At 72.2% G+C, this 23,838-nt stretch carries 19 protein-coding genes, 3 tRNA genes and 1 pseudogene; 12 read left to right on the forward strand and 11 right to left on the reverse strand.

What is annotated here, in order from left to right; translation table 11 throughout:
• Positions 1–62: 62 nt before the first annotated feature.
• Genes purL through purS form a run of 3 tightly spaced genes read right to left on the reverse strand, consistent with a single transcriptional unit; the run spans position 63 to position 3,231 of the window.
• Positions 63–2,312, reverse strand: a complete 2,250-nt coding sequence (gene purL, locus QT196_RS18810) for a phosphoribosylformylglycinamidine synthase subunit PurL (RefSeq protein WP_266737300.1) — start codon at positions 2,310–2,312, stop codon at positions 63–65.
• On the reverse strand, positions 2,309–2,989 hold the full coding sequence (gene purQ, locus QT196_RS18815; RefSeq protein WP_168480211.1) for a phosphoribosylformylglycinamidine synthase subunit PurQ: 681 nt from the start codon (positions 2,987–2,989) through the stop codon (positions 2,309–2,311). The genes purL and purQ overlap by 4 nt, the downstream gene beginning before the upstream one ends.
• On the reverse strand, positions 2,986–3,231 hold the full coding sequence (gene purS / locus QT196_RS18820; RefSeq protein WP_042151546.1) for a phosphoribosylformylglycinamidine synthase subunit PurS: 246 nt from the start codon (positions 3,229–3,231) through the stop codon (positions 2,986–2,988). The genes purQ and purS overlap by 4 nt, the downstream gene beginning before the upstream one ends.
• A gap of 300 nt (positions 3,232–3,531) precedes the next feature.
• On the opposite strand from purS, the gene QT196_RS18825 reads away from it, so the two are divergent.
• The 8 genes from QT196_RS18825 to QT196_RS18860 all read left to right on the forward strand — a co-directional run bounded on the left by QT196_RS18825 (position 3,532) and on the right by QT196_RS18860 (position 8,308).
• Entirely contained in the window at positions 3,532–3,852 is a 321-nt protein-coding gene (locus QT196_RS18825; protein ID WP_030086195.1) for an Lsr2 family protein, read from the forward strand.
• A 119-nt stretch (positions 3,853–3,971) separates the two neighbouring features.
• Positions 3,972–4,043 (forward strand) — tRNA-Gly (locus QT196_RS18830).
• Positions 4,044–4,117: 74 nt separating this feature from the next.
• A tRNA-Gly gene (locus QT196_RS18835) sits at positions 4,118–4,190 on the forward strand.
• A 158-nt stretch (positions 4,191–4,348) separates the two neighbouring features.
• Complete coding sequence (locus QT196_RS18840; protein ID WP_290355281.1) at positions 4,349–5,395, forward strand: ABC transporter ATP-binding protein; 1,047 nt, start codon at positions 4,349–4,351, stop codon at positions 5,393–5,395.
• Entirely contained in the window at positions 5,392–6,207 is an 816-nt protein-coding gene (locus QT196_RS18845; RefSeq protein ID WP_168480212.1) for an ABC transporter permease, read from the forward strand. The genes QT196_RS18840 and QT196_RS18845 overlap by 4 nt, the downstream gene beginning before the upstream one ends.
• A 37-nt stretch (positions 6,208–6,244) precedes the next feature.
• Positions 6,245–7,501, forward strand: a complete 1,257-nt coding sequence (locus QT196_RS18850; RefSeq protein ID WP_290355282.1) for a histidine kinase — start codon at positions 6,245–6,247, stop codon at positions 7,499–7,501.
• 78 nt (positions 7,502–7,579) lie between these two features.
• On the forward strand, positions 7,580–8,182 hold the full coding sequence (locus QT196_RS18855) for a response regulator transcription factor (RefSeq protein ID WP_308438273.1): 603 nt from the start codon (positions 7,580–7,582) through the stop codon (positions 8,180–8,182).
• A gap of 53 nt (positions 8,183–8,235) precedes the next feature.
• Positions 8,236–8,308, forward strand: a tRNA-Gly gene (locus tag QT196_RS18860).
• A gap of 57 nt (positions 8,309–8,365) precedes the next feature.
• Here the strand turns inward: QT196_RS18860 and QT196_RS18865 are convergent.
• The 4 genes from QT196_RS18865 to purD all read right to left on the reverse strand — a co-directional run bounded on the left by QT196_RS18865 (position 8,366) and on the right by purD (position 14,823).
• Positions 8,366–9,265: a phosphoribosylaminoimidazolesuccinocarboxamide synthase gene (locus tag QT196_RS18865; RefSeq protein ID WP_168480215.1), complete on the reverse strand. Its 900-nt coding sequence runs from the start codon at positions 9,263–9,265 to the stop codon at positions 8,366–8,368.
• A 244-nt stretch (positions 9,266–9,509) separates the two neighbouring features.
• Complete coding sequence (locus QT196_RS18870; RefSeq protein WP_168480216.1) at positions 9,510–10,991, reverse strand: N,N-dimethylformamidase beta subunit family domain-containing protein; 1,482 nt, start codon at positions 10,989–10,991, stop codon at positions 9,510–9,512.
• A 235-nt stretch (positions 10,992–11,226) separates the two neighbouring features.
• Positions 11,227–13,101, reverse strand: a complete 1,875-nt coding sequence (locus QT196_RS18875) for a hypothetical protein (RefSeq protein ID WP_290355283.1) — start codon at positions 13,099–13,101, stop codon at positions 11,227–11,229.
• A gap of 456 nt (positions 13,102–13,557) precedes the next feature.
• On the reverse strand, positions 13,558–14,823 hold the full coding sequence (gene purD, locus QT196_RS18880; RefSeq protein WP_266737310.1) for a phosphoribosylamine--glycine ligase: 1,266 nt from the start codon (positions 14,821–14,823) through the stop codon (positions 13,558–13,560).
• 288 nt (positions 14,824–15,111) lie between these two features.
• On the opposite strand from purD, the gene QT196_RS18885 reads away from it, so the two are divergent.
• Positions 15,112–15,858, forward strand: coding sequence for an SLATT domain-containing protein (locus tag QT196_RS18885; protein WP_168480218.1), 747 nt, complete (start codon positions 15,112–15,114; stop codon positions 15,856–15,858).
• Between the two features lie 394 nt (positions 15,859–16,252).
• Here the strand turns inward: QT196_RS18885 and QT196_RS18890 are convergent.
• The 4 genes and pseudogenes from QT196_RS18890 to QT196_RS18905 all read right to left on the reverse strand — a co-directional run bounded on the left by QT196_RS18890 (position 16,253) and on the right by QT196_RS18905 (position 20,227).
• Positions 16,253–16,902 (reverse strand): annotated as a pseudogene (locus QT196_RS18890) (hypothetical protein).
• Positions 16,903–16,997: 95 nt separating this feature from the next.
• A complete protein-coding gene (locus QT196_RS18895; RefSeq protein ID WP_168480220.1) occupies positions 16,998–17,675 on the reverse strand; it encodes a GntR family transcriptional regulator in 678 nt (225 codons plus the stop codon).
• A 152-nt stretch (positions 17,676–17,827) separates the two neighbouring features.
• The gene (locus QT196_RS18900) at positions 17,828–19,171 is read right to left on the reverse strand and encodes an aspartate aminotransferase family protein (protein ID WP_168483831.1); all 1,344 of its coding nucleotides are present in this window, start codon (positions 19,169–19,171) and stop codon (positions 17,828–17,830) included.
• A 216-nt stretch (positions 19,172–19,387) separates the two neighbouring features.
• Positions 19,388–20,227, reverse strand: a complete 840-nt coding sequence (locus QT196_RS18905; protein WP_290355284.1) for a VTC domain-containing protein — start codon at positions 20,225–20,227, stop codon at positions 19,388–19,390.
• 306 nt (positions 20,228–20,533) lie between these two features.
• Here QT196_RS18905 and QT196_RS18910 point away from each other — a divergent pair, with 306 nt between their 5' ends.
• The 3 genes from QT196_RS18910 to QT196_RS18920 all read left to right on the forward strand — a co-directional run bounded on the left by QT196_RS18910 (position 20,534) and on the right by QT196_RS18920 (position 23,544).
• Entirely contained in the window at positions 20,534–21,190 is a 657-nt protein-coding gene (locus tag QT196_RS18910; RefSeq protein WP_168480222.1) for a DJ-1/PfpI family protein, read from the forward strand.
• The gene (locus tag QT196_RS18915; protein WP_168480223.1) at positions 21,187–21,699 is read left to right on the forward strand and encodes a MarR family winged helix-turn-helix transcriptional regulator; all 513 of its coding nucleotides are present in this window, start codon (positions 21,187–21,189) and stop codon (positions 21,697–21,699) included. The genes QT196_RS18910 and QT196_RS18915 overlap by 4 nt, the downstream gene beginning before the upstream one ends.
• A gap of 138 nt (positions 21,700–21,837) precedes the next feature.
• Positions 21,838–23,544 (forward strand): serine/threonine-protein kinase, encoded by a 1,707-nt coding sequence (locus QT196_RS18920; RefSeq protein ID WP_290355285.1) that lies wholly within the window; start codon positions 21,838–21,840, stop codon positions 23,542–23,544.
• The last annotated feature ends 294 nt before the right edge of the window (positions 23,545–23,838 follow it).

Raw genomic sequence — 23,838 nt, forward strand, 5'->3', positions numbered from 1 at the left:
CCCTGGTGGGGACGGGCCGTCGGACCGTCATACGGGGGCGGTGTGCACCGCCCGGCGCGACCTCAGGCGATCAGGCCCGGGATCGTCGCCTCGTGCGACTCCTTCAGCTCGCTCAGCGGGATGCTGAACTGCCCCTGGATGTCGATCTCCGCGCCGTCGATCACACCGATGCGGGTGGCCGGCAGCCCCCGGGCACCGCACATGTCCGTGAAGCGGAGCTCCTCGCTGCGCGGGACGGCGACGACCGCACGGCCCGCCGACTCGGAGAACAGCAGGACGAAGGGGTCCAGCCCGTCGGGAACGACGAGGCGGGCGCCCTTGCCGCCGCGCAGGCAGGACTCCACCAGCGCCTGGATCAGACCGCCGTCGGAGAGGTCGTGCGCGGCGTCGATCATGCCGTCACGGGAGGCCGAGATCAGCACCTCCGCCAGCAGCCGCTCGCGCTCCAGGTCCACCTTCGGCGGCAGACCGCCGAGGTGGTCGTGCACGACCTGCGACCAGGCCGAGCCGCCGAGCTCCTCGCGGGTGTCACCCAGGAGGTAGACCAGCTGGCCCTCTTCGGCGAAGGCGATCGGCGTACGGCGGTTCACATCGTCGATGACACCGAGCACCGCGACGACCGGGGTCGGGTGGATGGCCACCTCGCCGGTCTGGTTGTACAGCGAGACATTGCCGCCGGTGACGGGCGTGCCCAGGGTCTGGCAGGCGTCGGCGAGACCACGGGTGGCCTCGGCGAACTGCCACATCACCGCGGGGTCCTCGGGCGAACCGAAGTTCAGGCAGTCGGAGACCGCCAGCGGCTTGGCACCGGACGCGGCGACATTGCGATACGCCTCGGCCAGCGCCAGCTGCGCGCCCGCGTAGGGGTCGAGCTTGGCGTAGCGCCCGTTGCCGTCGGTGGCGAGGGCGACACCGAGGTTGCTGTCCGCGTCGATGCGGACCATCCCGGCGTCCTCCGGCTGCGCGAGGACGGTGTTGCCCTGCACGAACCGGTCGTACTGGTCGGTGATCCACGCCTTGGAGGCCTGGTTGGGCGAGGCCACCAGCCGCAGGACCTGCGCCCGCAGTTCCTCCGCGTTCGCCGGGCGGGCCAGCTTGGCGGCGTCGTCGGCCTGGAGGGCGTCCTGCCAGTCGGGGCGGGCATACGGGCGCTCGTAGACCGGGCCCTCGTGGGCGACGGTGCGCGGCGGCACGTCCACGATCTGCTCGCCGTGCCAGAAGATCTCCAGCTGGGAGCCGTCCGTCACCTCACCGATGACGGTGGCGATGACATCCCACTTCTCGCAGATCTCCAGGAAGCGGTCGACCTTCCCGGGCTCGACGATCGCGCACATGCGCTCCTGGGACTCGCTCATGAGGATTTCCTCGGGCGAGAGGGAGGAGTCGCGCAGCGGCACGGTGTCCAGCTCGACGCGCATACCGCCGGAACCGGCCGAGGCCAGCTCGCTGGTGGCGCAGGACAGCCCGGCGCCGCCGAGGTCCTGGATGCCGTCGACCAGGTCTTCCTTGAAGATCTCCAGGGTGCACTCGATGAGCAGCTTCTCCTGGAAGGGGTCACCGACCTGGACGGCGGGGCGCTTGGTCGGCTTGGAGTCGTCGAAGGTCTCCGAGGCCAGCACGGAGACGCCGCCGATGCCGTCGCCGCCGGTGCGGGCGCCGTAGAGGATGACCTTGTTGCCCGAGCCGGACGCCTTGGCCAGGTGGATGTCCTCGTGCTTCATGACGCCGATACAGCCGGCGTTGACCAGCGGGTTGCCCTGGTAGCAGGCGTCGAAGACGACCTCGCCGCCGATGTTGGGCAGCCCCAGGCAGTTGCCGTAACCGCCGATCCCGGCCACCACGCCCGGCAGGACGCGCTTGGTGTCGGGGTGGTCGGCGGCGCCGAACCGCAGCGGGTCGACGACGGCGACCGGGCGGGCACCCATGGCGAGGATGTCGCGGACGATGCCGCCGACGCCGGTGGCCGCGCCCTGGTAGGGCTCGATGTACGAGGGGTGGTTGTGGGACTCCACCTTGAAGGTGACGGCGTAGCCCTGGCCGACGTCGACGACACCGGCGTTCTCGCCGATGCCGACGAGCATCGCGTCGTTCTCGGGGGCCTTCTCACCGAACTGCTTCAGATGGACCTTGCTGCTCTTGTAGGAGCAGTGCTCGGACCACATCACCGAATACATGGCGAGTTCGGCGCCGGTGGGACGGCGGCCGAGAATCTCCCGGATGCGCTGGTACTCGTCCTGCTTCAGGCCGAGTTCGGCCCACGGCTGGTCGGTGTCCGGCGTCTCGGCTGCGTGCTTGACGGTGTCGAGAGTCATGCGTTGACCAGCTTCTTCAGGATCGAGGTGAAGAATCCGAGGCCGTCGGTACGGCCCGTACCGATCAGCGGCTCCACGGCGTGCTCGGGATGCGGCATGAGGCCGACGACATTGCCCGCCTCATTGGTGATGCCGGCGATATCGCGGAGCGAACCGTTGGGGTTGCCGTCCAGGTAGCGGAAGGCGACCCGGCCCTCGGCCTCGAGCATGTCGAGCGTGCGCTCGTCGGCGACGTACCGGCCGTCGATGTTCTTCAGCGGAACGCTGATCTCCTGGCCGGAGGTGTAGTCCACGGTCCAGGAAGTCTCCGCGTTCTCCACCCGCAGCTTCTGGTCGCGGCAGATGAAGTGCAGATGGTTGTTGCGCAGCATGGCGCCGGGCAGCAGGTGGCTCTCGGTGAGCACCTGGAAGCCATTGCAGATACCCAGGACGGGCATACCGGCCTTGGCCTGCTCGATAACGGACTCCATCACCGGCGAGAAACGGGAGATGGCCCCGGCCCGCAGATAGTCGCCGTACGAGAAGCCGCCGGGCAGCACCACGGCGTCGACCTGCTTGAGGTCCTTGTCGCGGTGCCACAGCGGCACCGCTTCGGCGCCGGCCACCCGGACCGCGCGCTGGGTGTCGCGGTCGTCGAGCGTGCCGGGGAAGGTAACGACTCCGATCCGCGAGGTCATGAGTCGACCCGCACGGTGAAGTCTTCGATGACGGTGTTGGCGAGGAAGGTCTCGGCCATCTCATGGATGCGAGCGAGGGCGGCTTCGTCGACCGGACCCTCCACCTCAAGTTCGAAACGCTTGCCCTGACGGACGTCGGCGATCCCCTCGAATCCCAGGCGTGGCAGTGCGCGCTGCACCGCCTGCCCCTGCGGGTCGAGGATCTCCGGCTTGAGCATGACGTCGACTACGACGCGTGCCACTGGCACTCCCGGTGGTGTGGTGCGTAAGGCGGTGTCCTCACAGTACCGTGTTCGAAAATCTACGCGCATAGATATACAGTGCACCGGATCACGGTCCGGTATCGGCAGGAGTGCACCGCAGGAAAAATCCTCGAAAAGATCCGGGGTCCGGATTGCGGGAAGACACGCTGACAAAATTAACTGGGCTTCACAATGCAATGCCCATCGCTGTACAAATGAAAAAGCATTGATCCCAATCAGCCGGATCCGGAGCATCACCCCATGTCAACAAGGGGTTGCTCCCCGAAAGGACCGATATCCGTGGCGCAGCGCGTAGTAGTAACGCTCTCCGATGACATCGACGGAGGAGAAGCCGCAGAGACGGTCACCTTCGGATTGGACGGGAAGTCGTACGAGATCGACCTCAATCCCGCCAATGCGAAGAAACTGCGCGGTGCCCTCGCTCCGTTCGTCGAGGCCGGCCGCAAGCGGGCCAAGTCCGGCAAGGCCTACCACCGGACCGCGGTGAACCCCGACCCCGCGGCCGTCCGCGCCTGGGCCCGCTCCAACCAGATGGACGTCCCGCCGCGCGGCCGGATCCCCAAGAAGGTCTACGAGGCCTTCAACGCCGCCAATCACTGACGGAGTTGCCGGCATCCCTCGGCCCGCGCGCAGCCGACTTGCACAGCACCCCTACTGATCAGCTAGAGTCTGGAGCACGCCGAGGGGCGAGGCCGAAAGGCCGGACCTCACGGAGTCACGCGGGTGTAGCTCAGTAGTAGAGCGCCCTCTTTCCAAGAGGGAGGCGCAGTGTGCAATCCCTGTCACCCGCTCTGACTGCTCGACCTTCCTAAAGGATCAGGTAGAGTAGCTGTCGCGCCGCTCGGTGAAAGCCGAGTGGATGCCTGCGGACGTAGCTCAGTTGGTAGAGCGCAACCTTGCCAAGGTTGAGGTCGCGAGTTCGAGCCTCGTCGTCCGCTCAGATAAAGAAGGCCCCGGTCATTGCGACCGGGGCCTTCTTTCTATGGCATCACCTCTCCCCCTTCCCCCCTTCCGCACCAGGGCAACTGACATTTGTCATCAGCTGCGATGACAGCCCGCACTGCCGGGAACCGTGATCCGGCGGAACGCTGGACTCATGAACACCGGGGAGAAAACCAACGGGGGTGTCGGCCGCGGCGGCGCACGAAGCGCCGGTTCCGGGGCCGATGTGATCGAAGTCACCGGGCTGCGCAGGAGCTACGGCGCCGGCGGCCGGCGCACGAAGGGTCCGCAAGGACGGGGCGAGGACAAGGGGCACAGCGGGCAGCGGAGCTTCGAGGCCGTACGCGGTATCGACTTCTCCGTCGAACGTGGGGAGCTGTTCGCGCTTCTGGGGACCAACGGGGCGGGCAAGACCTCCACTCTCGAACTGCTGGAGGGCCTGGCCCTGCCCACGGCCGGGCAGGTCCGGATCCTCGGCCATGACCCGTTCCGGGAGCGGCGCAAGGTGCGGCCCCGGATGGGCGTCATGCTCCAGGAGGGCGGCTTCCCCGCCGAACTGACGCCCGCGGAGACCGTACGGATGTGGGCGGGGTGCACCAGCGGGGCGCGCCCGGTCGACGAAGCCCTGGGCTCCGTGGGGCTGGAGCGGCGCAGGGATGTGCGGGTCAAGCAGCTGTCCGGTGGCGAGCGCCGGCGGCTGGATCTCGCCCTGGCGCTGCTGGGAAGGCCCGAGGTGCTGTTCCTGGACGAGCCGACGACCGGTCTGGACTCCGAAGCGCGTCATGCCACGTGGGAATTGGTCCGCGAGCTGCGGGACTCAGGGACCACCATCGTGCTGACCACGCACTATCTCGAAGAGGCCGAGGAGCTGGCCGACCGGCTGGCGATCTTGCACGAGGGGCGGATCGCGGCGGCGGGGCATGTGGCTGACGTCGTCGCCGCACACCCCTCGCACATCTCCTTCGAGCTGCCCACCGGATTCCATCTCGGTGATCTCCCGCCGCTGGGAGAACTGGGCGTCCTCGGCCATGAGACGGATGGGCGCACGGTCCGGCTGCGGACGGACGACCTCCAGCGGGCCGCGACCGGCGTCCTGGTCTGGGCACAGGACAAGGGGATAGCGCTGGGCAACCTGGACGTCAGGTCCGCATCCCTGGAAGAGGCATTTCTGCACATCGCAAAGGGGCTGGAGAACTCATGAGTGCAAGCGTGCGGGAAGCCGGCCGTATCGAGCGCGCCGGAACCCCCGCGGAGACCGGCACCGCGGCGCGTCTCCTCGCCGTGGGGCGAGCCGAGTTGATCCTTCTCGGCCGCAACAAGGCCGCGCTGACGACCTCTCTGATCATCCCGGTCGCCCTGGCGTTCGCCATGCAAGGGGCGGTCGAGAACATGGTGGCCGGCACCGGGCTGTCGGTCGGCTCGGCGCTGCTGCCCGCGACCCTCGGATACGTCCTGGTCTTCGCCGTCTACTCCAGCCTCACCGGCTCGTACACCGCCCGGCGTGAAGAGCTGGTCCTGAAACGGCTGCGTACCGGTGAGCTGCGGGACCTGGAAATACTGGCGGGCACCGCGCTTCCGGCGGTACTGCTGGGGCTGGTGCAATGTGTCCTGCTGGTGGTCCTGGGCGGCGTGCTCCTGGATGCCGGTCTGCCCACCGCGCCGCATCTCCTGATCGCCGGTGTGGTGCTCGGCATGGCCGCGACCGTGGGGTTCGCCGCGTTGTCCTCCGTTCTCGCCAAGTCGGCCGAGGGCGCTCAGCTCGTCGTGCTCCCCTTCATGATGGTGTCGCTGGCGGGGTCCGGGATGGTCGTCCCGCTGGACATCCTTCCGGAGCGGGTGGCCTCCCTCCTCGAACTGCTTCCGCTGTCACCGGCGATGGAGCTGATACGGGCCGGCTGGACCGGGGGCGAGGGTCTCAAGGAGACCCTGGGGCAGCTGATCACCGGCTTGGTCTGGGCGGGGCTCGCGTTGTTTGCTGTCCAGCGGTGGTTCCACTGGGAGCCGAGGCGCTAGCGGCGCAGGACTGATCGGGACGGCGGGGGCGGCAGCGATGATCGGCAAGCTACGGGCGATGTGGCGGCGGCGGGGCCAGATGGCCATGATCGACGCCTACTTCCGGAGCAGTCTGTACCTGCTCCCCTGGCTTCCCGTGCTCAGCGGGGTGACTCCCGTCATGGGCCGGGCGGGCAGCAGCCCGTTGCCGGTCACTCTGGCCGGTGTCGCCATGGGGCTGAACGTGGCTCAGGCCGCGCTGGCCGTACCACTGTTGAACCGCGCGGTGAACCGCTATCTGGAACGGGGGGCGACACCGCGCACCCTGTTGCTGGTCTCGGGGGTGCTGACCCTCGTCGCCGAGGTCGCGCTGTTCGCGCTGATCACCGTCAGCTGGCACGCCGACAAAGAGAGTGCGGGCGCGACGGGGCTGGCGATCGGCGCGACCCTCACACCGTTCTTCATGGCCCACAGCCTGGTGGTGTCCAAGCGGAAGTTTCTGGCCGCGCTGGCCGGCAGCGCCGTGGCGTCCATGGCGCTGCTCTTCCTGCTCACGCATTCCTGGCTGAGTTCGGGGGCCATGGCGTTCCTGTTGCTCTTCGCCGGTATCTGGAGCTTCGGGCTGGCGCGGCCCACGGGCTGGCTGCTCGGTGTGATCTGGAAGCTGGATGCGGCCCGCAGCACCGAGACACGGCTCGCGGTCGCCGAGGAGCGGCTGAGGTTCAGCCGGGATCTGCACGATGTGATGGGCCGGAATCTGGCGGTGATCGCCCTCAAGGGCGAGCTGGCGGTCCAGCTGGCGCGGCGGGAGCGGCCGGAGGCCGTGGAGCAGATGGTGGAGGTGCAGCGGATCGCCCAGGAGGCCCAGCGGGAGGTCCGGGAGGTGGTGCGGGGCTACCGGAAGGCCGATCTCCAGGCGGAGTTGGCGGGGGCCCGTTCCATACTGCGGGCGGCCGGGGTGGACTGCCGTATCGAGGGCGAGGAGGGGGCGCAGCTGTCGCCGGAGGTGGAGTCGGCGCTCGGCTGGGTCGTCCGCGAAGGCACCACGAACGTCCTGCGGCATGCGGCGGAGGTGCGGCGCTGCGCGGTGCGGACCCGGATCGATCCGCTCCGCTCGGTGCTCGTGATGACCATGGAGAACGACGGCGTCACCCACCCGCCGGACGGGGCGGTCGCCGGGTCGGTCTCCGGCAGCGGCCTCAAGGGACTGCGGGAACGCCTCCGTCCCTTGGGCGGGAGCCTGACGTCGGGCCGGGTCCCGAACGGCGGCTTCCGGCTGACGGTCGAACTCCCGGTGGGGGCGGCGAGTGGGTAGCGCGGGCGGGGCGGGGAGCGTGCCGGAAGGGGGTCTGTGGTGGAGGAGAGGCGGGGTGGCGGAGTGAGTGAGCGGGCGATCCGGGTGTTGCTGGCGGATGACGAGCACCTGATCCGTGGGGCGCTGGCGGCGTTGCTGTCGCTGGAGGACGATCTGCTGGTGGTGGCCGAGGCGGCGACCGGGCCGGAGGCGCGGGCGATGGCGCGGGCGCATGAGCCGGATGTGGCGGTGCTGGATCTCCAGATGCCGGGGGCTGATGGTGTGGCGGTGGCCACATCGTTGCGGGGTGAGGTGCCGGGGTGCCGGTCGATGATCGTGACGAGTCACGGGCGGCCGGGGCATCTGAAGCGGGCGCTGGAGGCCGGGGTGCGGGGGTTCGTGCCGAAGACCGTGTCGGCGCAGCGGCTGGCGGAGATCATCCGCACGGTGCACGCCGGAAACCGTTATGTGGACCCGGAGTTGGCGGCGGACGCGATAAGCGCCGGGGAGTCCCCGCTGACGGTTCGGGAGGCGGAGGTACTGGAATGCGCCGAGGCCGGGGCGCCGGTCACGGAGATCGCGGCGCGGGCGTCACTGTCGCCGGGGACGGTGCGGAACTATCTCTCGTCGGCGACCGCGAAGCTGGGCGCGGAGAACCGCCATGCCGCGGCGCGCCTCGCCCGCGAGCGGGGTTGGCTATAGTGGACCCCGCACCGCGCGGCGGCGCCTGATTCCAGGGGCTTTGCGCGGAGCGTGCGGACGTAGCTCAGTTGGTAGAGCGCAACCTTGCCAAGGTTGAGGTCGCGAGTTCGAGCCTCGTCGTCCGCTCAAGGAAAAGGGACCCCGGTCGGTGACCGGGGTCCTTTTCGTCCTGCCCAGCGTTCGTTATGCCCAGCTGAGGCCGGTGAGGCGCTGGTAGGCCTCGATGTACTTGGCGCGGGTGCTCTCCACGATCTCGTGCGGGAGGGCCGGCGGCGGCTCCTCGCCCGTACGGTCCCAGTCCGCGGCGGGAGAGGTCAGCCAGTCGCGCACGAACTGCTTGTCGAAGGACGGCTGGGCGCGGCCCGGCTGCCACAGGTCGGCCGGCCAGAAGCGCGAGGAGTCGGGCGTCAGGACCTCGTCGGCCAGGGTCAGCTGCCCACCGGCGAAGCCGAACTCGAACTTGGTGTCCGCCAGGATGATGCCGCGCTCGCGGGCGATGTCGCGGGCCCGGCCGTAGACGGCGAGGGTGGTCTGCCGCAGTTCGGCGGCGACCTCGGCGCCGACCTGGTGGGCGACCTCCTCGTAGGAGACGTTCTCGTCGTGGTCGCCGACGGCGGCCTTGGTGGCCGGGGTGAAGATCGGCGCGGGCAGCTCGGAGCCGTCGACGAGGCCCTCGGGGAGAGCCAGTCCGCAGACCGTACGGGTCTGCCGGTATTCGGCGAGGCCGGAGCCGGTGAGGTAGCCGCGGGCCACGCACTCCACGGGGACCATGTCCAGCGACTTGCAGACCAGGGTGCGGCCCGCCCAGTCGGCGGGGGCGCCGGCCGGGACATCGGTGCCGAGGACGTGGTGCGGGACCAGGTCGGAGAGCTGGTCGAACCACCACAGGGACAGCTGGGTGAGGACGCGGCCCTTGTCCGGGATCTCGGTGGGCAGCACCCAGTCGTAGACCGAGGTCCGGTCGCTGGCGACCATGACCAGGTCACCGGCGGCATTCCGGTAGAGGTCGCGCACCTTGCCGGTGTGGAGGTGGGTGAGCCCGGGGACCTCCACCGGCTCAGGCTTTTCTACAAAACCGGGCACGCTTCCTCCGCGTAGGTTGATCCAGGAGTCCTACCGATTCTCCCTCACGCACGCCGGAGGTGACGGACGGGGGCCGGGTGCGCCCCCGGAGCCCGGTGTTCAGCCGGTGCGGCGGGTGCCCCGGCGGGCAGTCAGCGCGAGGGTGGCCGCGGTCGGGACGACGGCGGCGAGCAGGAACTCGGCCGGAGTTGAGGCCCCGGCCCCGGCTCCCGGCCGCCGCGCGCCAGGCGTACGACGGCGGCGCTCAGTCGCGTTTGCAGATCCGGTCGAGGAGGTTGGCCGTGGCGCGCTGGACTCGCTGGTCGACGTGGCCGGGGCGGTCGAGGGCGGGGGACCAGGCGAAGGTGCCGGAGGCGAAGACCCAGGCGCCGCTGGGGGCGCGGTAGAGCGAGGTCTCCTGATGGCGGCGGGTGCCCTCGCTGTCGCGGTACGGGGAGTGGGCGAGCAGGATGCGTTCGGTGTGCTTGGGGAGGCTGGTGCGCGGGAAGTAGCGGTCGGCCTCACCGGCGACCAGGCCGGGGAGCTCATCGCCTTCGTGGGCGCCGGTGGCCTCCCACAGCCAGTGGCTGCCGTTGCGGACGACCAGGGGGGCCGGTTCGGGGACCCGCCCGGCGTACTGGATCCCCATCAGCCGCTGTTCGGGGTCGCCGTTCTCCCGCCAGAGCACGGGGCGGCCGGGGCCCTGGCGTTTGCGGCAGTGGAGCAGGGAGTCCGGGCCCGAGGGCGACGGGGAGAGGTCGACCTGCCAGTACATGGTGTTGGCGGAGAGGAAGACCAGGGAGGTGCCGGTGTCCCGGGCGGCCTCGACCGTGCGGCGCATGGGCACCGACCAGTATTCGTCGTGGCCGGGGAAGACCAGGCCGCGGTAGCGGGACGGGTCGACCCGTCCGGCGTGCAGATCGCGGGCGTCGGCGTAGGCGAGGTCGTAGCCGTAGCGCTCGGCCCAGCGGATGAAGTCGTAGGCGTGGCCGACATGGAGGGGCAGGCCGGCGCCGGCGAAGGGGCGTTCGAAGGAGACGGTGGTGGCGGCGTCCCGCTCGCCGAGCAGGGCGCCCGTCTCGTCCCAGGCGTGGTAGAGGCTGGCGCCGGTGCGGCCGTCCTCCGGGTAGAGGTTGTAGGCCTGCCAGGTGATGTCGGGCAGCAGCAGGAGGAGATCGGCGGGCTCGTGGTCGCGGACGGTGAAGGGGATGTGGGAGCGGTAGCGGCCGTCGGCGGTGGTGAGCACGGCGACATAGGCGCCGAGGTTCCAGAAGGTGGGGACCTGGAGGCGCCAGGAGAGCCACCAGTGGTGGCAGGAGACCGTGCGCTCAGCGGTCAGCGGGGGCGGCTGGACGATGCCGGCCAGCCGCGGGCTGGTGGTGACCTTGTGGGCGCCGGTGCCGCCGTAGTGGCCGATGCGGTAGATGTCGATGCTGAACGGCTGGGGCGGGTCGACCGAGACCCGGAAGTCGATGGCCTCGCCGGGGGCCACCGCGCCGGGGCCGGCGAAGCCCTTGATCTGGCGGTGGACGTCATCGGCGGTGCGCGGGCCGTTGTGCTTGTGAGGTGCGGGCACGCTCAGATCGCCCTGGGCGACGGCGGGGTCGACGTACCAGGGGATGATGCGGCCGGAGTCGAAGTAGTTCTCGCTGCCGCGCAGCCAGGGCAGCGGGCCCTGGCCGAACGGGTCCGTGACCGCGTGGGCGAGGGCGCCCGACTCCCAGCGCCTGATCTGATCCGTCGCCACCTTCCACTCCCCTCCCGCGTCCCCCATCGGCCGCGGCCCCTCGGGCCGGTGCTGCGCCGGCGGGACCAACCCGGCCGGCCGCCCCCCAGCACATCACATTACGCACCCACTCCGTCACCCTTCGTCGTGAATTTAGATGCAACCGCCCCCGAAATGCGAACTGGAAGGGAACATTCAGCCGATGGAGCGAGCGGTCCGGGACGTCCGGCGCCCGGCCGGCCGCCGCGGACCGGTGTCATACCAGCCGGACCGGCTTTTCCGGGCGTACGCCGATCGTCGTCAGCCAGCCGCGCAGCGGCTCCGCGTCGCCGTCGTCGACCAGGCTGAGCACCGGGCGGCCGAGGTCGGACCGGCGGGCGCCGTCGACCAGCAGCGCCGGACCGTCGAGCCAGTCCAGGCCCGGGGTGGCACCGGCGGTGTCGACGGCGGCGCAGCAGACCATGGCGGTGACGTGGTCGGCGAGCAGCTCGCGGCCCGTACGGGGCGGTTGCAGCGGGAACAGCGGGAGGCCGCCCTCGGCCATGCCGTCGCCCCAGGCCACGCCGATGGCGGCGTCCTGCGGCGAGGTGCCGCGGGCGGCCTGGCGGGCCGCCTCCTCCCGCTCCTCGCGCTCGACCTCCGCACCCAGCCGTGCGGCCAGGAGATCGCCCGCGCACGCGTCATGGGTGAGCCGGTCGATGACCCGGGCCAGGGTCGGGCCGGGGGCCGGGGCGAGCGGCTGTTCCTCGCGGCGGCCGGTGGCGGGCGGGCCCATGGCGGGCTCGTCGGCGAGCGGGCCGGTGGGGGGCTCGTCGGCGGGCGGGTGCTCAGCCGTGTGGTGGCCGGGCGTACGGGCGGCGGTGCGGGCGTACGAGAAGGGCGGGGCGGCGGGGGCCGGGTCCTGGACCGGGGCCGCCGCCGGTGCGGGTGGGGCCACCGGGAGCGCGGTCGCGGGGAGGTTGTCGAGTACGCGGTGGAGGCGGGCGGCCTCCAGGCGCCATTTCCGGTCCACGACCTCTTCCGGGTACTGGTTCCAGCCGACCGGTGACCAGTCGGGCCCCGGCTCGGCCGGGCCGCCGTGGAAGAGGCGGGCGGCCAGCAGCGAGGCGGCACGGTCGATGGCGCCCGGCTCCTCCAGGAGGTCGCAGGCGGGGCGCTCGCCGAGACGGGAGGCGAAACCGTCGGCGAGGCGGTCCCGGCGGGAGAGCTCGGTGAGCGCGGAGACCACTCCGGCGTCCAGCCGGGACGGCCAGCGGCCCATCCGCCAGGCGGGCAGCGCGACCCGGGTCAGCAGCCGGTCCCAGCCCGCGTAGGCGAGGCCGACCTGCTCCTGGGCGACGATCCGCAGGCCGTAGTCCACGGTCTGGGCGCGCTCGGAGGCGGCGGCCGCGACGGCCCGTTCCATGATCGTGGCGTGTTCGCGGCCGGCTCGCAGCAGCAGCCGCGCCACCCGGCCGACGAAGCGGAGCGGCAGGCCCCGCACCGGGCGCCGGGCGCGGGCGGAGACCGCGACCGCGGCGTCCAGACCACGGATGAAGCGGCGGGCGGCAGCTATGTCGGGGTGTGCGGACGGGCCGGTGCCGGCGACGACGGGGGCCAGCAGGGCGCGCAGCTCGGCGACCCGCATCCACCACAGGAACGGCGAGCCGATGACCAGGACCGGCGCCTCGGGCACCCGGCGTTCCCCGTCGGCCCGTCCTTTGCCGCGGCGGGGCGGGCCGTGCGCGCGGTGCGTACGGTCCTCCAGCCAGCTGTCGCAGTCCGGGGTGAGCGCTATGGCGGAGGGCGCGGGGACCTCCAGGCGGTCGGCGAGATCACGCACCAGGCGGTAGAGATCGGGGGCCGACTTCTCGGAGATCGGGACGGACGGGCTGAGGGCGGGCCGGGCGCGCGCGACGACCACGGCGACCAGCGCGGCCAGCAGCAGGCTGAGCACCGCGAGGCCGCCGGCGATCCAGCGGGCGAGGTCCCAGCCCGGGCCCGCGCCGAGATGGCCGGTCGCCCGGCCGGCGAGCAGCACCACGGCCACGGCCGCGGGCAGCAGTGCCACGGCCAGCGCGGTGCTGCGGATCCGCAGCACCGCGAGGGCGCGGGCACGCGCCGCCAGGACGCCTGTTTCCGGACTTGCCACGAGCCTGTACACCCCCTGCTGTCCTGAAGATCCGGACGGAGAGAACACGGGACGGACGTACGAGAATTGCGCGTTGTGCGGAGCGAGCTCACTCCCCACCCACTGTGGCACCGGCCACTGACATCGCAATGCCGGTGAGCCACTTGCCGGACGCCACCGTGATCGCCGTGCCGGAATCCGGCCCGGCCACCACAGGACGCTTGCGCGGCACCCTAGTTGGGGGTTTTCGTCTCGTCAGCCGGTTACCGGGTGCGGTCACTCGATGGAATGGCTTTGGGCAAAGCCGGGAACCGGTGTCGGAAGGGTACGGGCCGCGGGCGATTCGGCCCGGTCTGCACCCACAGGCCTGAGGCATATGCCACGGTATGTGCCATGTGTCCCAGGGGAGATGTCACCGGCCGCGAAAAACGCGCGGGGCCCGTCCGGGCACCCCGCGCGTCGTCACGGCCCTGTGCGCTAGGAGCCCGCGGCCTCGTCCGCGACCTTGGCGGCGATGTCCGTGCGGTGCTGGGAACCGTCCAGGGAGATCCGGTCGACGGCGCGGTAGGCGCGCTGCCGGGCGGTGGTGAGGTCGGAGCCGGTGGCGGTGACGGACAGCACCCGGCCGCCCGCGCTGAGCACCGCGCCGGAGTCGTCGCGCTTGGTACCGGCGTGCAGCACGTACGCCTTGGGGGCGTCCTGCGCCACGACGTCGGCGAGACCGTCGATCGGGTCGCCGGTGCGCGGGGTGTCCGGGTAGTTGTGGGACGCGATGACGACGGTGACCGCCGCGCCGTCGCTCCAGCGCAGCGACGGGAAGGTGGCGAGGGTGCCGGTGGCCGCGGCGTGCAGCAGGCCGGCCAGCGGGGTCTTGAGGCGGGCGAGGACGACCTGGGTCTCCGGGTCGCCGAAGCGCGCGTTGAACTCGATCACGCGCACGCCGCGCGAGGTGATCGCCAGGCCCGCGTAGAGCAGCCCGGAGAACGGGGTGCCGCGGCGGTGCAGCTCGTCGACGGTGGGCTGGAGCACGGTGGCCATGACCTCGTCGACCAGCTTGGGGTCGGCCCAGGGCAGCGGGCTGTACGCACCCATGCCGCCGGTGTTGGGGCCCTCGTCGCCGTCGTAGGCCCGCTTGAAGTCCTGGGCGGGCTGGAGCGGGACGACGGTCTCGCCGTCGGTGACCGCGAAGAGGGAGACCTCGGGGCCGTCGAGGAACTCCTCGATGACGACCCGGTCGCAGGCCAGCGCGTGGGCGCGGGCGGCCTCGACGTCCTCGGTGACGACAACGCCCTTGCCCGCCGCCAGCCCGTCGTCCTTGACGACGTACGGCGCACCGAAGGCGTCCAGGGCCTCGTCGATCTCTTCCGGGGTGGTGCAGACATAGCTGCGGGCCGTGGGGACGGCCGCGGCGGCCATCACGTCCTTGGCGAAGGCCTTGGAGCCCTCCAGCTGGGCGGCCTCGGCCGAGGGGCCGAAGACCGGGATGCCGCGGTCGCGTACGGCGTCCGCGACGCCCGCCACCAGGGGGGCCTCGGGACCGACCACGACCAGGTCGGCCTCCAGGCCGACCGCGAGTTCGGCGACGGCCTGGCCGTCGAGGGCGTTGACCCCGTGCAATTCGGCCACCTCGGCGATACCGGCGTTGCCGGGAGCGCAGTGCAGCGCGGTGACGTCGGGGTCGAGGGACAGAGAGCGGCACAGGGCGTGTTCGCGGGCGCCGCCGCCGATGACGAGGACCTTCACGGGGGCAGCCTAGACGAGAGCCCCGGCCGTCCCGACGTCGGCCGGGCCCGGCAGGGGGACGGCGCCGCGGCGGCCGGAAACTGTGCGTCACCGCGTTGGCCACTCTTTCGGGTGAGATGCCCGGCGGCCTTATACCCGATCCCGCACCACTTCCGGGCGGAAAGAGCGCAATCGTGGGGCCGACGCCAGCCGTTCGGCGGTAGGAAGGGGGACTGCGCGCAACGGCCGTCCCGGATGTCACGCGTGCACCGCACGTATCTGCAGAGAGCGTAGAGAGGGAGTGCACGGGTGAGTCAGCCGGAGATGCAGCCCGAGGGACCCCCTCGGGAGAGCCGCCGCCCACAGAGGGAGAGCGGCGGGCCCGGCCGCCGGGATCTCGCCGGACGGGTCTTCCCGCTCGGCGACTGGGGCGAACCGGCCGACCGTCTGGACGCGCTCTATCTCTGGACCGAGCAAGGCGCACTGCGCGCCGCCGACTGGTACCTGCACGACCGGGTGGCCAAGCGCCGCGGCGCACGGTTACTACGGCTGGGCGCCGCGGCCGCGGCGACGGTCGGCGGGGCGCTGCCGCTGCTGGATCTCGCCGGGGTCTGGGAGGGCGGCGCGTCCTGGGGCTGTCTGTCGCTGCTGCTGGCCGCGGTGTGCGTGGGCGGCGACCGGTATTTCGGGGTCACCGCCGGATGGATGCGGGACCTGGCGACCGCGCAGGCGATTCAGCGGCGGCTGGAGGCGCTCCAGTTCGACTGGGCGACCGAGAGCGTACGGGAAGTGCTCGGGCCGGCCGAGGGCACGGCGGGCGAGGCGGCGGAGCGCTGCCTGGGCGTACTGCGGCGCTTCAACGAGGACCTCGGCGAGCTGGTGCGGGCCGAAACGGCGGACTGGATGGCGGAGTTCCGGGCCGGCTCTCTGCGGTTCGCCGCGGACCACGTGGTCGGCTCTCCCGCCGTGGTGCCGCGCCCCGAGCCGGCTGCGCCGGGGCGGTTCACGGGGTATCGGCCGCGGCCGAATATGCCTCGGCAGCGGCCGCCGGAGTGAGGCCTCCCACGATTTCGGCTTTCCCGCCGTGGGGGTTGCTCGACGTGTGTGGCCCGCTGCGCGGTGCCCCCGCCGTTGCGCCTGCGGCGGGCCTTGTCCGCTGCGCCGGTCCGCTGCGCTTTGCTGCCCCGGGTGCGCCTGCGGCGGGCCTTGTCCGCTGCGCGGGGCTGTGGCTTGGTTGCGGGTTGGCTTTCTCGCCGTTGCGCCTGCGGCGGGCCGGGGTCCGCTGCGCGGGGCTGTTGGGTGCGGTGACGGGCCTCCGGGGTAGGGGTGTGGGACTGCTTCGCTTTACGTCCCACACCCCTGCCCCTCCGGCCCGTCCCCTCCCGTTGTGGTGGGTGGGGGCCGGTGGGGGTGTTCGTGGATGGGTGGCAGCGGGTGGTGGTGGGGTGGGTCAGCTGAAGACGATCATGGAGCCTTGGCCGAGGCTTCGGGTGGCGGCGGCGTGGAGGCCTAGCCAGACGTGGCGTTCTCGGGCGAAGGGGCTGCTTTCCAGGGGGGTGGCGGTGGCCCGTTCCTCCAGGGAGGTGGGGCCGGCCGGTGGGGCGGGGGCGGCGGGGGATTGGCCGGATCGATGCCCAGGGATGGCGCGACCAGTTCGAGGTCGCGCAGCAGGCCGTGGGAGGAGCCGAGCGGGCCGCCGCCCTCCAGGAGCTCGTCGTTGGCCAGGGGGTGCGGGAAGTCGACGGGGACGTACGCGCCCGCGTGGTCGTAGTGCCACACCAGGTGGGACTGCTGGGCGGTGGCCTCGAACATCTCCAGCAACTGCTCGTAGTCGCCGCCCAGTTCGTCGACCGGGGTCACCTCCAGGCCGCACAGCCGCAGTAGGTAGGCGCGGCGCAGGAAGTGCAGGGCGTCGTAGTCGAAGCCGGCGACCGGGGCGACGTCACCGGAGAGGCCGGGCATATAGCTGAAGACCGGGACCGGTGGCAGGCCCGCTTCCGTCAGGGCCTTGTCGTAGGCGGCGATCTCTTCGGAGAACGGGTTGTCGGGGCTGTGGCACAGCACATCGACGAGGGGTACCAGCCACAGGTCACATGCCACGAGTGTGGGCTCGCTTCCGGTCGGGGACGGGGACACCGGCGCACGTACAGCTACGGGTACGGCCCATTACGGCCGATGGTCGGGACAGCGTAGTGCTAGCCGCGCGTTCCGACGAGAGCGAGGGAGTGCTCGTTGTACTCGGCGATCAGCCGCTGGGCGGCGGCCAGGTCGTGCTGGATCAGGGCGTCGGCCAGCGCGCTGTGGCCGTGCCACAGCAGCCCCTTGAGGTCGGCTTCGCGGCGCAGCAGGGGCACCGCGAACATCCAGGTCTGTACGCGGATCCGGTCGAGGAAGTCGCTGATGTAGGCGTTGTTCACGATGCCGCTCAGCTCGCGCCAGAAGCGCAGGTCGTAGCCGATCAGCACGTCCAGGTCGCCGGCCCGCGCGGCCCGTTCGGCCTCGTCGGCGCGGCGCCGGATGGAGATCAGCACCCCGGCGGCGGTGGCGCGCAGGGCCTGGTCGGCGCCGCTGCGGAAGATGCCCTCGATGATCAGGGTGCGGGCCTCGACCATGGCGCGGAAGTCGTCGGCGGTGAAGGCGTGCACCTTGAAGCCGCGGTGCTGTTCGACGTCGAGCAGGCCCTGGGCGCACAGGTCGAGCAGCGCCTCGCGCACCGGTGTGGCGGAGACGCCGTACTGCTCGGCGATCTCCTTGACGGTGAACGGGTGGCCGGACGGCAGCCGGGCGGCCAGGACCTCGTCGCGCAGGGCGTCGGCGATCTGCTGGCGCAGGGTGCTGCGTCGTATGACTGAGCTGTCTCCGCCGGCGGCCATCGTGTGCGTCTCCTTCGACGTGCCTGACCGCGCAGATGGGTGCGGCCCCCGCCCACGATAGGCGAGGGCCGCTCCGGTTCGCTGCCCGAGGTTGCCGTGGGCATGCCCTGCGGCACGCCCGTGACCTGCGGTTCCGGCCGTTGGCCGAACGGTCAGACGGTGTGGGCGTCGGCCGTCGTCAGGGCCTCGTCGAGGGCGGCCAGGCCCTCCTTGGCCTCGGCCTCGGTGACCGTGCAGGCCGGGACGACATGCGTCCGGTTCATGTTCACGAACGGCCACAGACCGCCGCGCTTGCAGGCCGCCGCGAATTCGGCCATCGGGGCGTTGGCGGCGCCGGCGGCGTTGTAGGGGACCAGCGGTTCGCGGGTCTCCTTGTTCTTGACCAGGTCCAGGGCCCAGAAGACGCCCAGGCCGCGGACCTCGCCGACGGACGGGTGGCGCTCGGCGATCTCGCGGAGCGCGGGGCCGATGACCCGCTCGCCGATGTCGGCGGCGTTCTCCACGATCCGCTCCTCGGCCATCGCGTTCATGGTGGCGACGGCGGAGGCGCAGGCCAGCGGGTGACCGGAGTAGGTCAGGCCGCCCGGGTAGGGGCGCTGGTCGAAGGTGGCGGCGATCTCGGCGCTGATCGCGACGCCGCCCAGCGGGACATAGCCGGAGTTGACGCCCTTGGCGAAGGTCAGCAGGTCGGGGGTGACGCCGAAGTGGTCGGCGGCGAACCAGTGGCCGGTGCGGCCGAAGCCCGCCATGACCTCGTCGAGGATGAAGACGATGCCGTGGCGGTCGCAGATCTCGCGGACCCCGGCGAGGTAGCCGGCCGGCGGGACCATGATCCCGGCGGTGCCCGGGACGGTCTCCAGGATGATCGCCGCGATCGACTGCGGGCCCTCGAAGGCGATGGTCTGTTCCAGGTGCGCGAGGGCGCGCTCGCACTCCTGCTGCTCGTTCTCGGCATGGAAGGCGGAGCGGTAGAGGAACGGGCCCCAGAAGTGGATCACGCCTGCCGAGGCGGTGTCGGAGGGCCAGCGGCGGGGGTCGCCGGTCAGGTTGATCGCGGTGGCGGTGGCACCGTGGTACGAGCGGTAGGTCGACAGGACCTTGGTGCGGCCGGTGTGCAGCCGGGCCATCCGGACCGCGTTCTCGACGGCCTCCGCGCCGCCGTTGGTGAAGAAGATCTTGTCGAGGTCGCCGGGGGTGCGCTCGGCGACCAGCCGGGCGGCCTCGGACCGTACGTCCACCGCGAATCCGGGCGCGATGGTGCACAGCTTCGCGGCCTGCTCCTGGATCGCCGCGACGACCTTGGGGTGCTGGTGGCCGATGTTGGTGTTGACCAGCTGCGAGGAGAAGTCCAGGTAGCGGTTGCCGTCGTAGTCCCAGAAGTACGACCCCTCGGCGCCGGCGATCGGCAGCGGGTCGATCAGGCCCTGCGCGGACCAGGAGTGGAAGACGTGCGCGCGGTCGGCGGCCTTCACGTCCCGCCCGTCGCCCGCCACCACCCTTCCCTGGTAGCGCTGCGCGCTGCTGTTGTTTTCGCCGGCAGCGGGGTCGGCGGCGGAAGCGGAGGGCGTCGTGGTCACGGTCAGTACCTCGGATCGGGTCGCTCGGGTCCGCCGTGGGAACGGTCGCGGCGAACGCGCTCAGCCTAGGGAGCACGCCCCGGCGCCCGGTACCGACAGTGTGTATGGCGCTCACCACGCGCACGGACAGAGTGTCTACGGGCTGGAGGAAACTCCAGGGGGCGGCCCGGGCGGCAGCCGCCGGGCCGCGGCGGGGAACGCCGTCCGGACCGCGCTCGGCCAGTGCCCGTCGACCAGATCCGGGCGCAGCGCCGACAACCCCCCGCAGTACTTGGTGAATCCGGCGGCCGGGATGCCGAAGCCGGCCAGCAGCCGGTCCGCCTCCGTCGGCCGGCCGGCGGTCCGGGTCCCGACGAGGAGCAGCCCGCCGTCGGCCCGTAACGTCCGGCCGGTCGCCGGGTCCCGGCAGAGCAGCGCCGCATCGCAGGTGATGCGCTGGCCGTCCGCGACGAAGGTGGCCCGGAGGTATTCGGTCTCGACGGTGCGGAGCAGGTGGGCGGGGGCCGCGAGGCCGTAGGAGCGGTCCAGTACGGCGGCGAGGAAGCCGCGCGGGGCCGCGTCGAGGGCCGCGGCGTCCGGCAGCAGCGGCTGCCGGTGGGTGACCGTCTCGCCGCGCCGCCCCGTCAGCTTGATCTCGAACTGCCGCTCCCCGGTGTCCGCGTAGCGGCGCTCGCGGATCCGGTAGCGCCGGCCGCGGCCCTGCCGGGCGTCGTGGAAGGACCGCAGATCGGGGGTGTCGTAGTGGACGGAGTGGTAGCGGAACCAGCGGCGCCCGTTGACGCACAGCGCCGCGAACGGGCCGCCCGGCCGGCGGCGGCCGGTGAGTTCGGCCGCGAAGGCGGTGAAGACCTCGACCGGGACGAGATAGCTGCGGTCGAAGCGGGTGCGGAGTTCGGCGCGGGCCTGGACCTCGGCGAGCGGCACGGGGCGCGCGGCCATGGCGGCACGGGCGAGGGCGCGGACGGCGGGGATCACACGGGCTCCTTGGGGACGGCGGGTGGGAAGGAGGGGGAGCGTGCGGGGGGCCGGGGTGGCGCTGTGCTGTCGTCGGGGTGGGAGCTGGTGGGGCGCGCTGGGTGGCTCGGTAGGCGTTCTACGTGCTGCACCCCCTGGGAAGTTCCGGGACGTGGAAAGAGACATCCGTCGGCGACGCATCCCGGCCAAAGTCGGCCTGGTGCGCGTAGTGCATGTTGACAGCATGCTGCCTTAAGGACAGGATGCTGTCATAGAGGCAACAGGGAACGGTGGGCCGGGAGTCCACCGTCGGCCGAGGGAGCTCTCATGAATTCGCGCACCGTGCATCTCGCCGCCTACGACACGCTCGCGGACTGGGAGTACGGCCATGCCATCGGCCATCTCCGCAGCGGCAGTTACTTCCGTGCGGCGCAGGGACCGTACGACGTGGTCACCGTCGCGGCCGCCGCCGGACGGCCGGTGACGACCATGGGCGGGCAGCGGATCGTGCCCGGTCTCGCGCTCGACGCGCTGCGCCCCGAGGACAGTGCGCTGCTGATCCTGCCGGGCGCCCAACTGTGGGACTCCGGCGAGGAGTTGCTGCCGTTCGCCGCCAAGGCCCGGGAGTTCCTGGCCGCCGGGGTGCCGGTCGCGGCGATCTGCGGGGCGACCGCGGGGCTGGCCCGGGAGGGCCTGCTGGACGACCGTCCGCACACCAGCGGCGCCGCCCCGTACCTCGCCGCGCAGCCGGGCTACCGGGGCGGCGACCACTACGCCGAGGCCGATGCGGTGCGCGCCGGCGGTCTGATCACCGCGGGGCCGACCGAGCCGGTGGCCTTCGCCCGGGAGATCTTCGCCGAACTCGGCGTCATGGAGCCGCGGATCCTCGACGCCTGGTACCGCCTGTTCGCCCACTCCGACGCCGAGGCCTTCCCCGTTTTGATGACGGCGGGAACGGACGGCTCCGAGGACGGGTCCGTATGAGCGGGCCCCGGACCGACGGGTCCCCGGCGCCCGAGGGCCCCGAGGCTCCGGAACTCCTCAGCCGTACCGCCCTTGCCGTCTTCCGGCTCAACGGCCAGTTCCTTTCCGTCGCGGACGGCCTGGCCCGTCCGGCCGGGCTGACCGCGGCCTGGTGGCAGGTCCTGGGCGCCGTACTGCCCGAGCCGCTGTCCGTCGCCGGGATCGCCCGCGTCATGGGCATCACCCGTCAGAGCGTGCAGCGCATCGCCGACCTCCTGGTGGACCGCGGGCTGGCCGTCTACCGGCCGAATCCGGCGCACCGCCGCGCGAAGCTCCTCGCCCCGACCGAGGAGGGCCGGGCCGCGGTCGCCCGGATCACCCCCGGCCACGGGGAGTTCGCCGCCCGGCTGCATGAACAGCTCGGCGGCGCGGACGTGTTCCGGCGGGTCACGGCGGCGCTGGAGGAGCTGTCGGCGGCGCTGGACGCGTTGCCCGGCCCGACCGATTCGCCGCCGGACGCCGGGGCGTAAGGGCCGACGGCCTATGGGGGCGCGGCGGCTGCTCGGTATCCTCCACCGCGGGGGAGCGGGCAGTGGACAGCACCGGGCGCCAAGGCGCCGGCGTCCACGCGCCCGTGGGGCGGCTGCGGGGGAAAGGGCGACGGGACGATGGAACGGCTGATACGGACGGGGAAGCAGGGATGGGCCGGGCGGCCCGGAGGGCTGCGGCCGCTGAGGGCGCAGGATCCGGGGCGGATCGGCGACTACCGGCTGCTGGGGCGGCTCGGTGAGGGCGGTATGGGCCGGGTGTTCCTGGCCCGTTCGGACCGTGGCCGTACGGTCGCGGTCAAACTGGTGCGTGCGGAACTGGCCGGTCAGGAGGAGTTCCGGACCCGCTTCCGGCAGGAGGTACGGGCCGCGCAGCAGGTCGGCGGGGAGTGGACGGCGCCCGTATTGGACGCGGACACCGAGGCCGAGACCCCCTGGGTCGCCACGGGGTACATCGCGGGCCCCTCGCTCCAGCAGGTCATCGGCGCCCGCGGCATTCCGCTGCCCGAGCGGAGCGTGCGGATCCTGGCCGCCGGGCTGGCCCGTGCGCTGGGCGCGATCCATGAGGCGGGGATCATCCACCGCGACCTCAAACCGTCCAATGTGCTGCTCACCATCGACGGACCGCGGGTCATCGACTTCGGGATCGCGCGGGCCCTGGAGGCGGTCACCGGCAGCGGGGTGACGCGTACCGGCGCATCGGTCGGCTCGCCGGGCTTCATGTCGCCGGAGCAGGTGCGCGGCGCACCGCTGACCCCGGCCTGCGATGTCTTCAGCCTCGGCTCCGTGCTGGCCTTCGCGGCGACCGGGCGGCAGCCGTTCGGCACGGCCGACAGCATCGCGGCCGCCATGATGTACCGCATCGCCCAGGAGGAGCCGGACCTCTCCGCGATACCCGAGGGTCTGCGCGCGCTGATCTCCGCCTGCCTGGCCAAGGATCCGGAACAGCGGCCCACGCCCGCGGAGTTGGTGGCGCGGGCGGAGAGCGGCGCCGGGGACGGGCCGGGCGCGGACGGCGAACCGTGGCTGCCGGGGGCACTGATCGCCCGGCTGGGACGGCATGCCGTGGAGCTGCTGGAGGCGGAGGACCCGCAGGACTTCACGGCGGAGGGCGGCGACCGGGCCGGCGCCGCGGCGCCGTCGCCCGCCTCCGAGGCCCCCGGGGTGCATGCGCTGCCCACCGCCGTCTCGCGTACCGGCGCGGACGACCGCACGCCGCCGCCCGGTCCCGTCACTCCGGGGCCGGCTTCGTACGCGCCGCAGGGCTCCCACCAGCAGCACGGCCACGCGGCGGCGGTCCCGGCGGCCGCGATCGCCACGGCGCCGCGCCGCCGCCGGGGTGCCCGGGCCGCCCTGGTCACCGCGGTCGCGCTGGCGCTGGCCGGGGCCGGCGCGGTCACCGCGTACGCCGTGCTCAACAACGGCGGTGACGGCGTACGGACCGAGGACGGGGACCGCGGCGCCGCGTCGCAGTCCTCCGTGCACGGGGGCCTCCCCGCCGACTACTTGGGCACCTGGGAGACGACGGTCGGCGGCTCCGCCCTCAACGGGCGGCGCCTCACGCTCACCCAGGGCACGACCGGCGACACCGTGCTGACCATGACGGCGACCGGACCCTCCTTCCGCTGCACCTTCGCGGCCACCCTGACCAGCGCCGGTCCCCCGGTCCGCCTCGGCCCGTCCACGGTGGTCTCCGGAACGGACGGCTGCAGCCCCGGCGAGCCGAGCACCCTGGAGATGGTGGGCGGAAAGCTGCGCCGCGTCTCCGACGACGGGAAGGCGCTGACGTACCACAGGACCGGGATGACACCCACGAAGACGGGGTGAGGCCGCCCGGAGAAACGGGGTGGGTCGCCAGGGTGAGGCGACGGCCGTCCGGGCGGCCAACGGGCGATATCTCAGTGGGTGTTGGGCAGCGCGACGGCCGCCGGGGCGAGCTGACGCGGCGTCCGGCTGCCCGCCGACACCGGCAGTTCAGCAGTCCTCCCTGGTCACCCGCCCGTCGTTCCCCCGTCACCGCTCGATCGTTCTCCCGTCGTAACGCGCTGTGGGCCGTGGCGCGATCCCGGTCCGCCTAGGCTCAGAGGAAAGCCGCTGCCGGAACGCGTCTCCGGCAGCGGA

The organism is Streptomyces sp. P9-2B-2, assembly GCF_030406865.1.
Classification (GTDB): Bacteria; Actinomycetota; Actinomycetes; order Streptomycetales; family Streptomycetaceae; genus Streptomyces; species Streptomyces platensis.

Coding starts and splice junctions, on each gene's coding strand:
- purL (WP_266737300.1), bottom strand. CDS start 2,312: ATGACTCTCGACACCGTCAAGCACGCAGCCGAGACGCCGGACACCGAC.
- purQ (WP_168480211.1), bottom strand. CDS start 2,989: ATGACCTCGCGGATCGGAGTCGTTACCTTCCCCGGCACGCTCGACGAC.
- QT196_RS18840 (WP_290355281.1), top strand. CDS start 4,349: ATGAACACCGGGGAGAAAACCAACGGGGGTGTCGGCCGCGGCGGCGCA.
- QT196_RS18845 (WP_168480212.1), top strand. CDS start 5,392: ATGAGTGCAAGCGTGCGGGAAGCCGGCCGTATCGAGCGCGCCGGAACC.
- QT196_RS18850 (WP_290355282.1), top strand. CDS start 6,245: ATGATCGGCAAGCTACGGGCGATGTGGCGGCGGCGGGGCCAGATGGCC.
- QT196_RS18895 (WP_168480220.1), bottom strand. CDS start 17,675: ATGGCCGCCGGCGGAGACAGCTCAGTCATACGACGCAGCACCCTGCGC.
- QT196_RS18910 (WP_168480222.1), top strand. CDS start 20,534: ATGAATTCGCGCACCGTGCATCTCGCCGCCTACGACACGCTCGCGGAC.
- QT196_RS18915 (WP_168480223.1), top strand. CDS start 21,187: ATGAGCGGGCCCCGGACCGACGGGTCCCCGGCGCCCGAGGGCCCCGAG.
- QT196_RS18920 (WP_290355285.1), top strand. CDS start 21,838: ATGGAACGGCTGATACGGACGGGGAAGCAGGGATGGGCCGGGCGGCCC.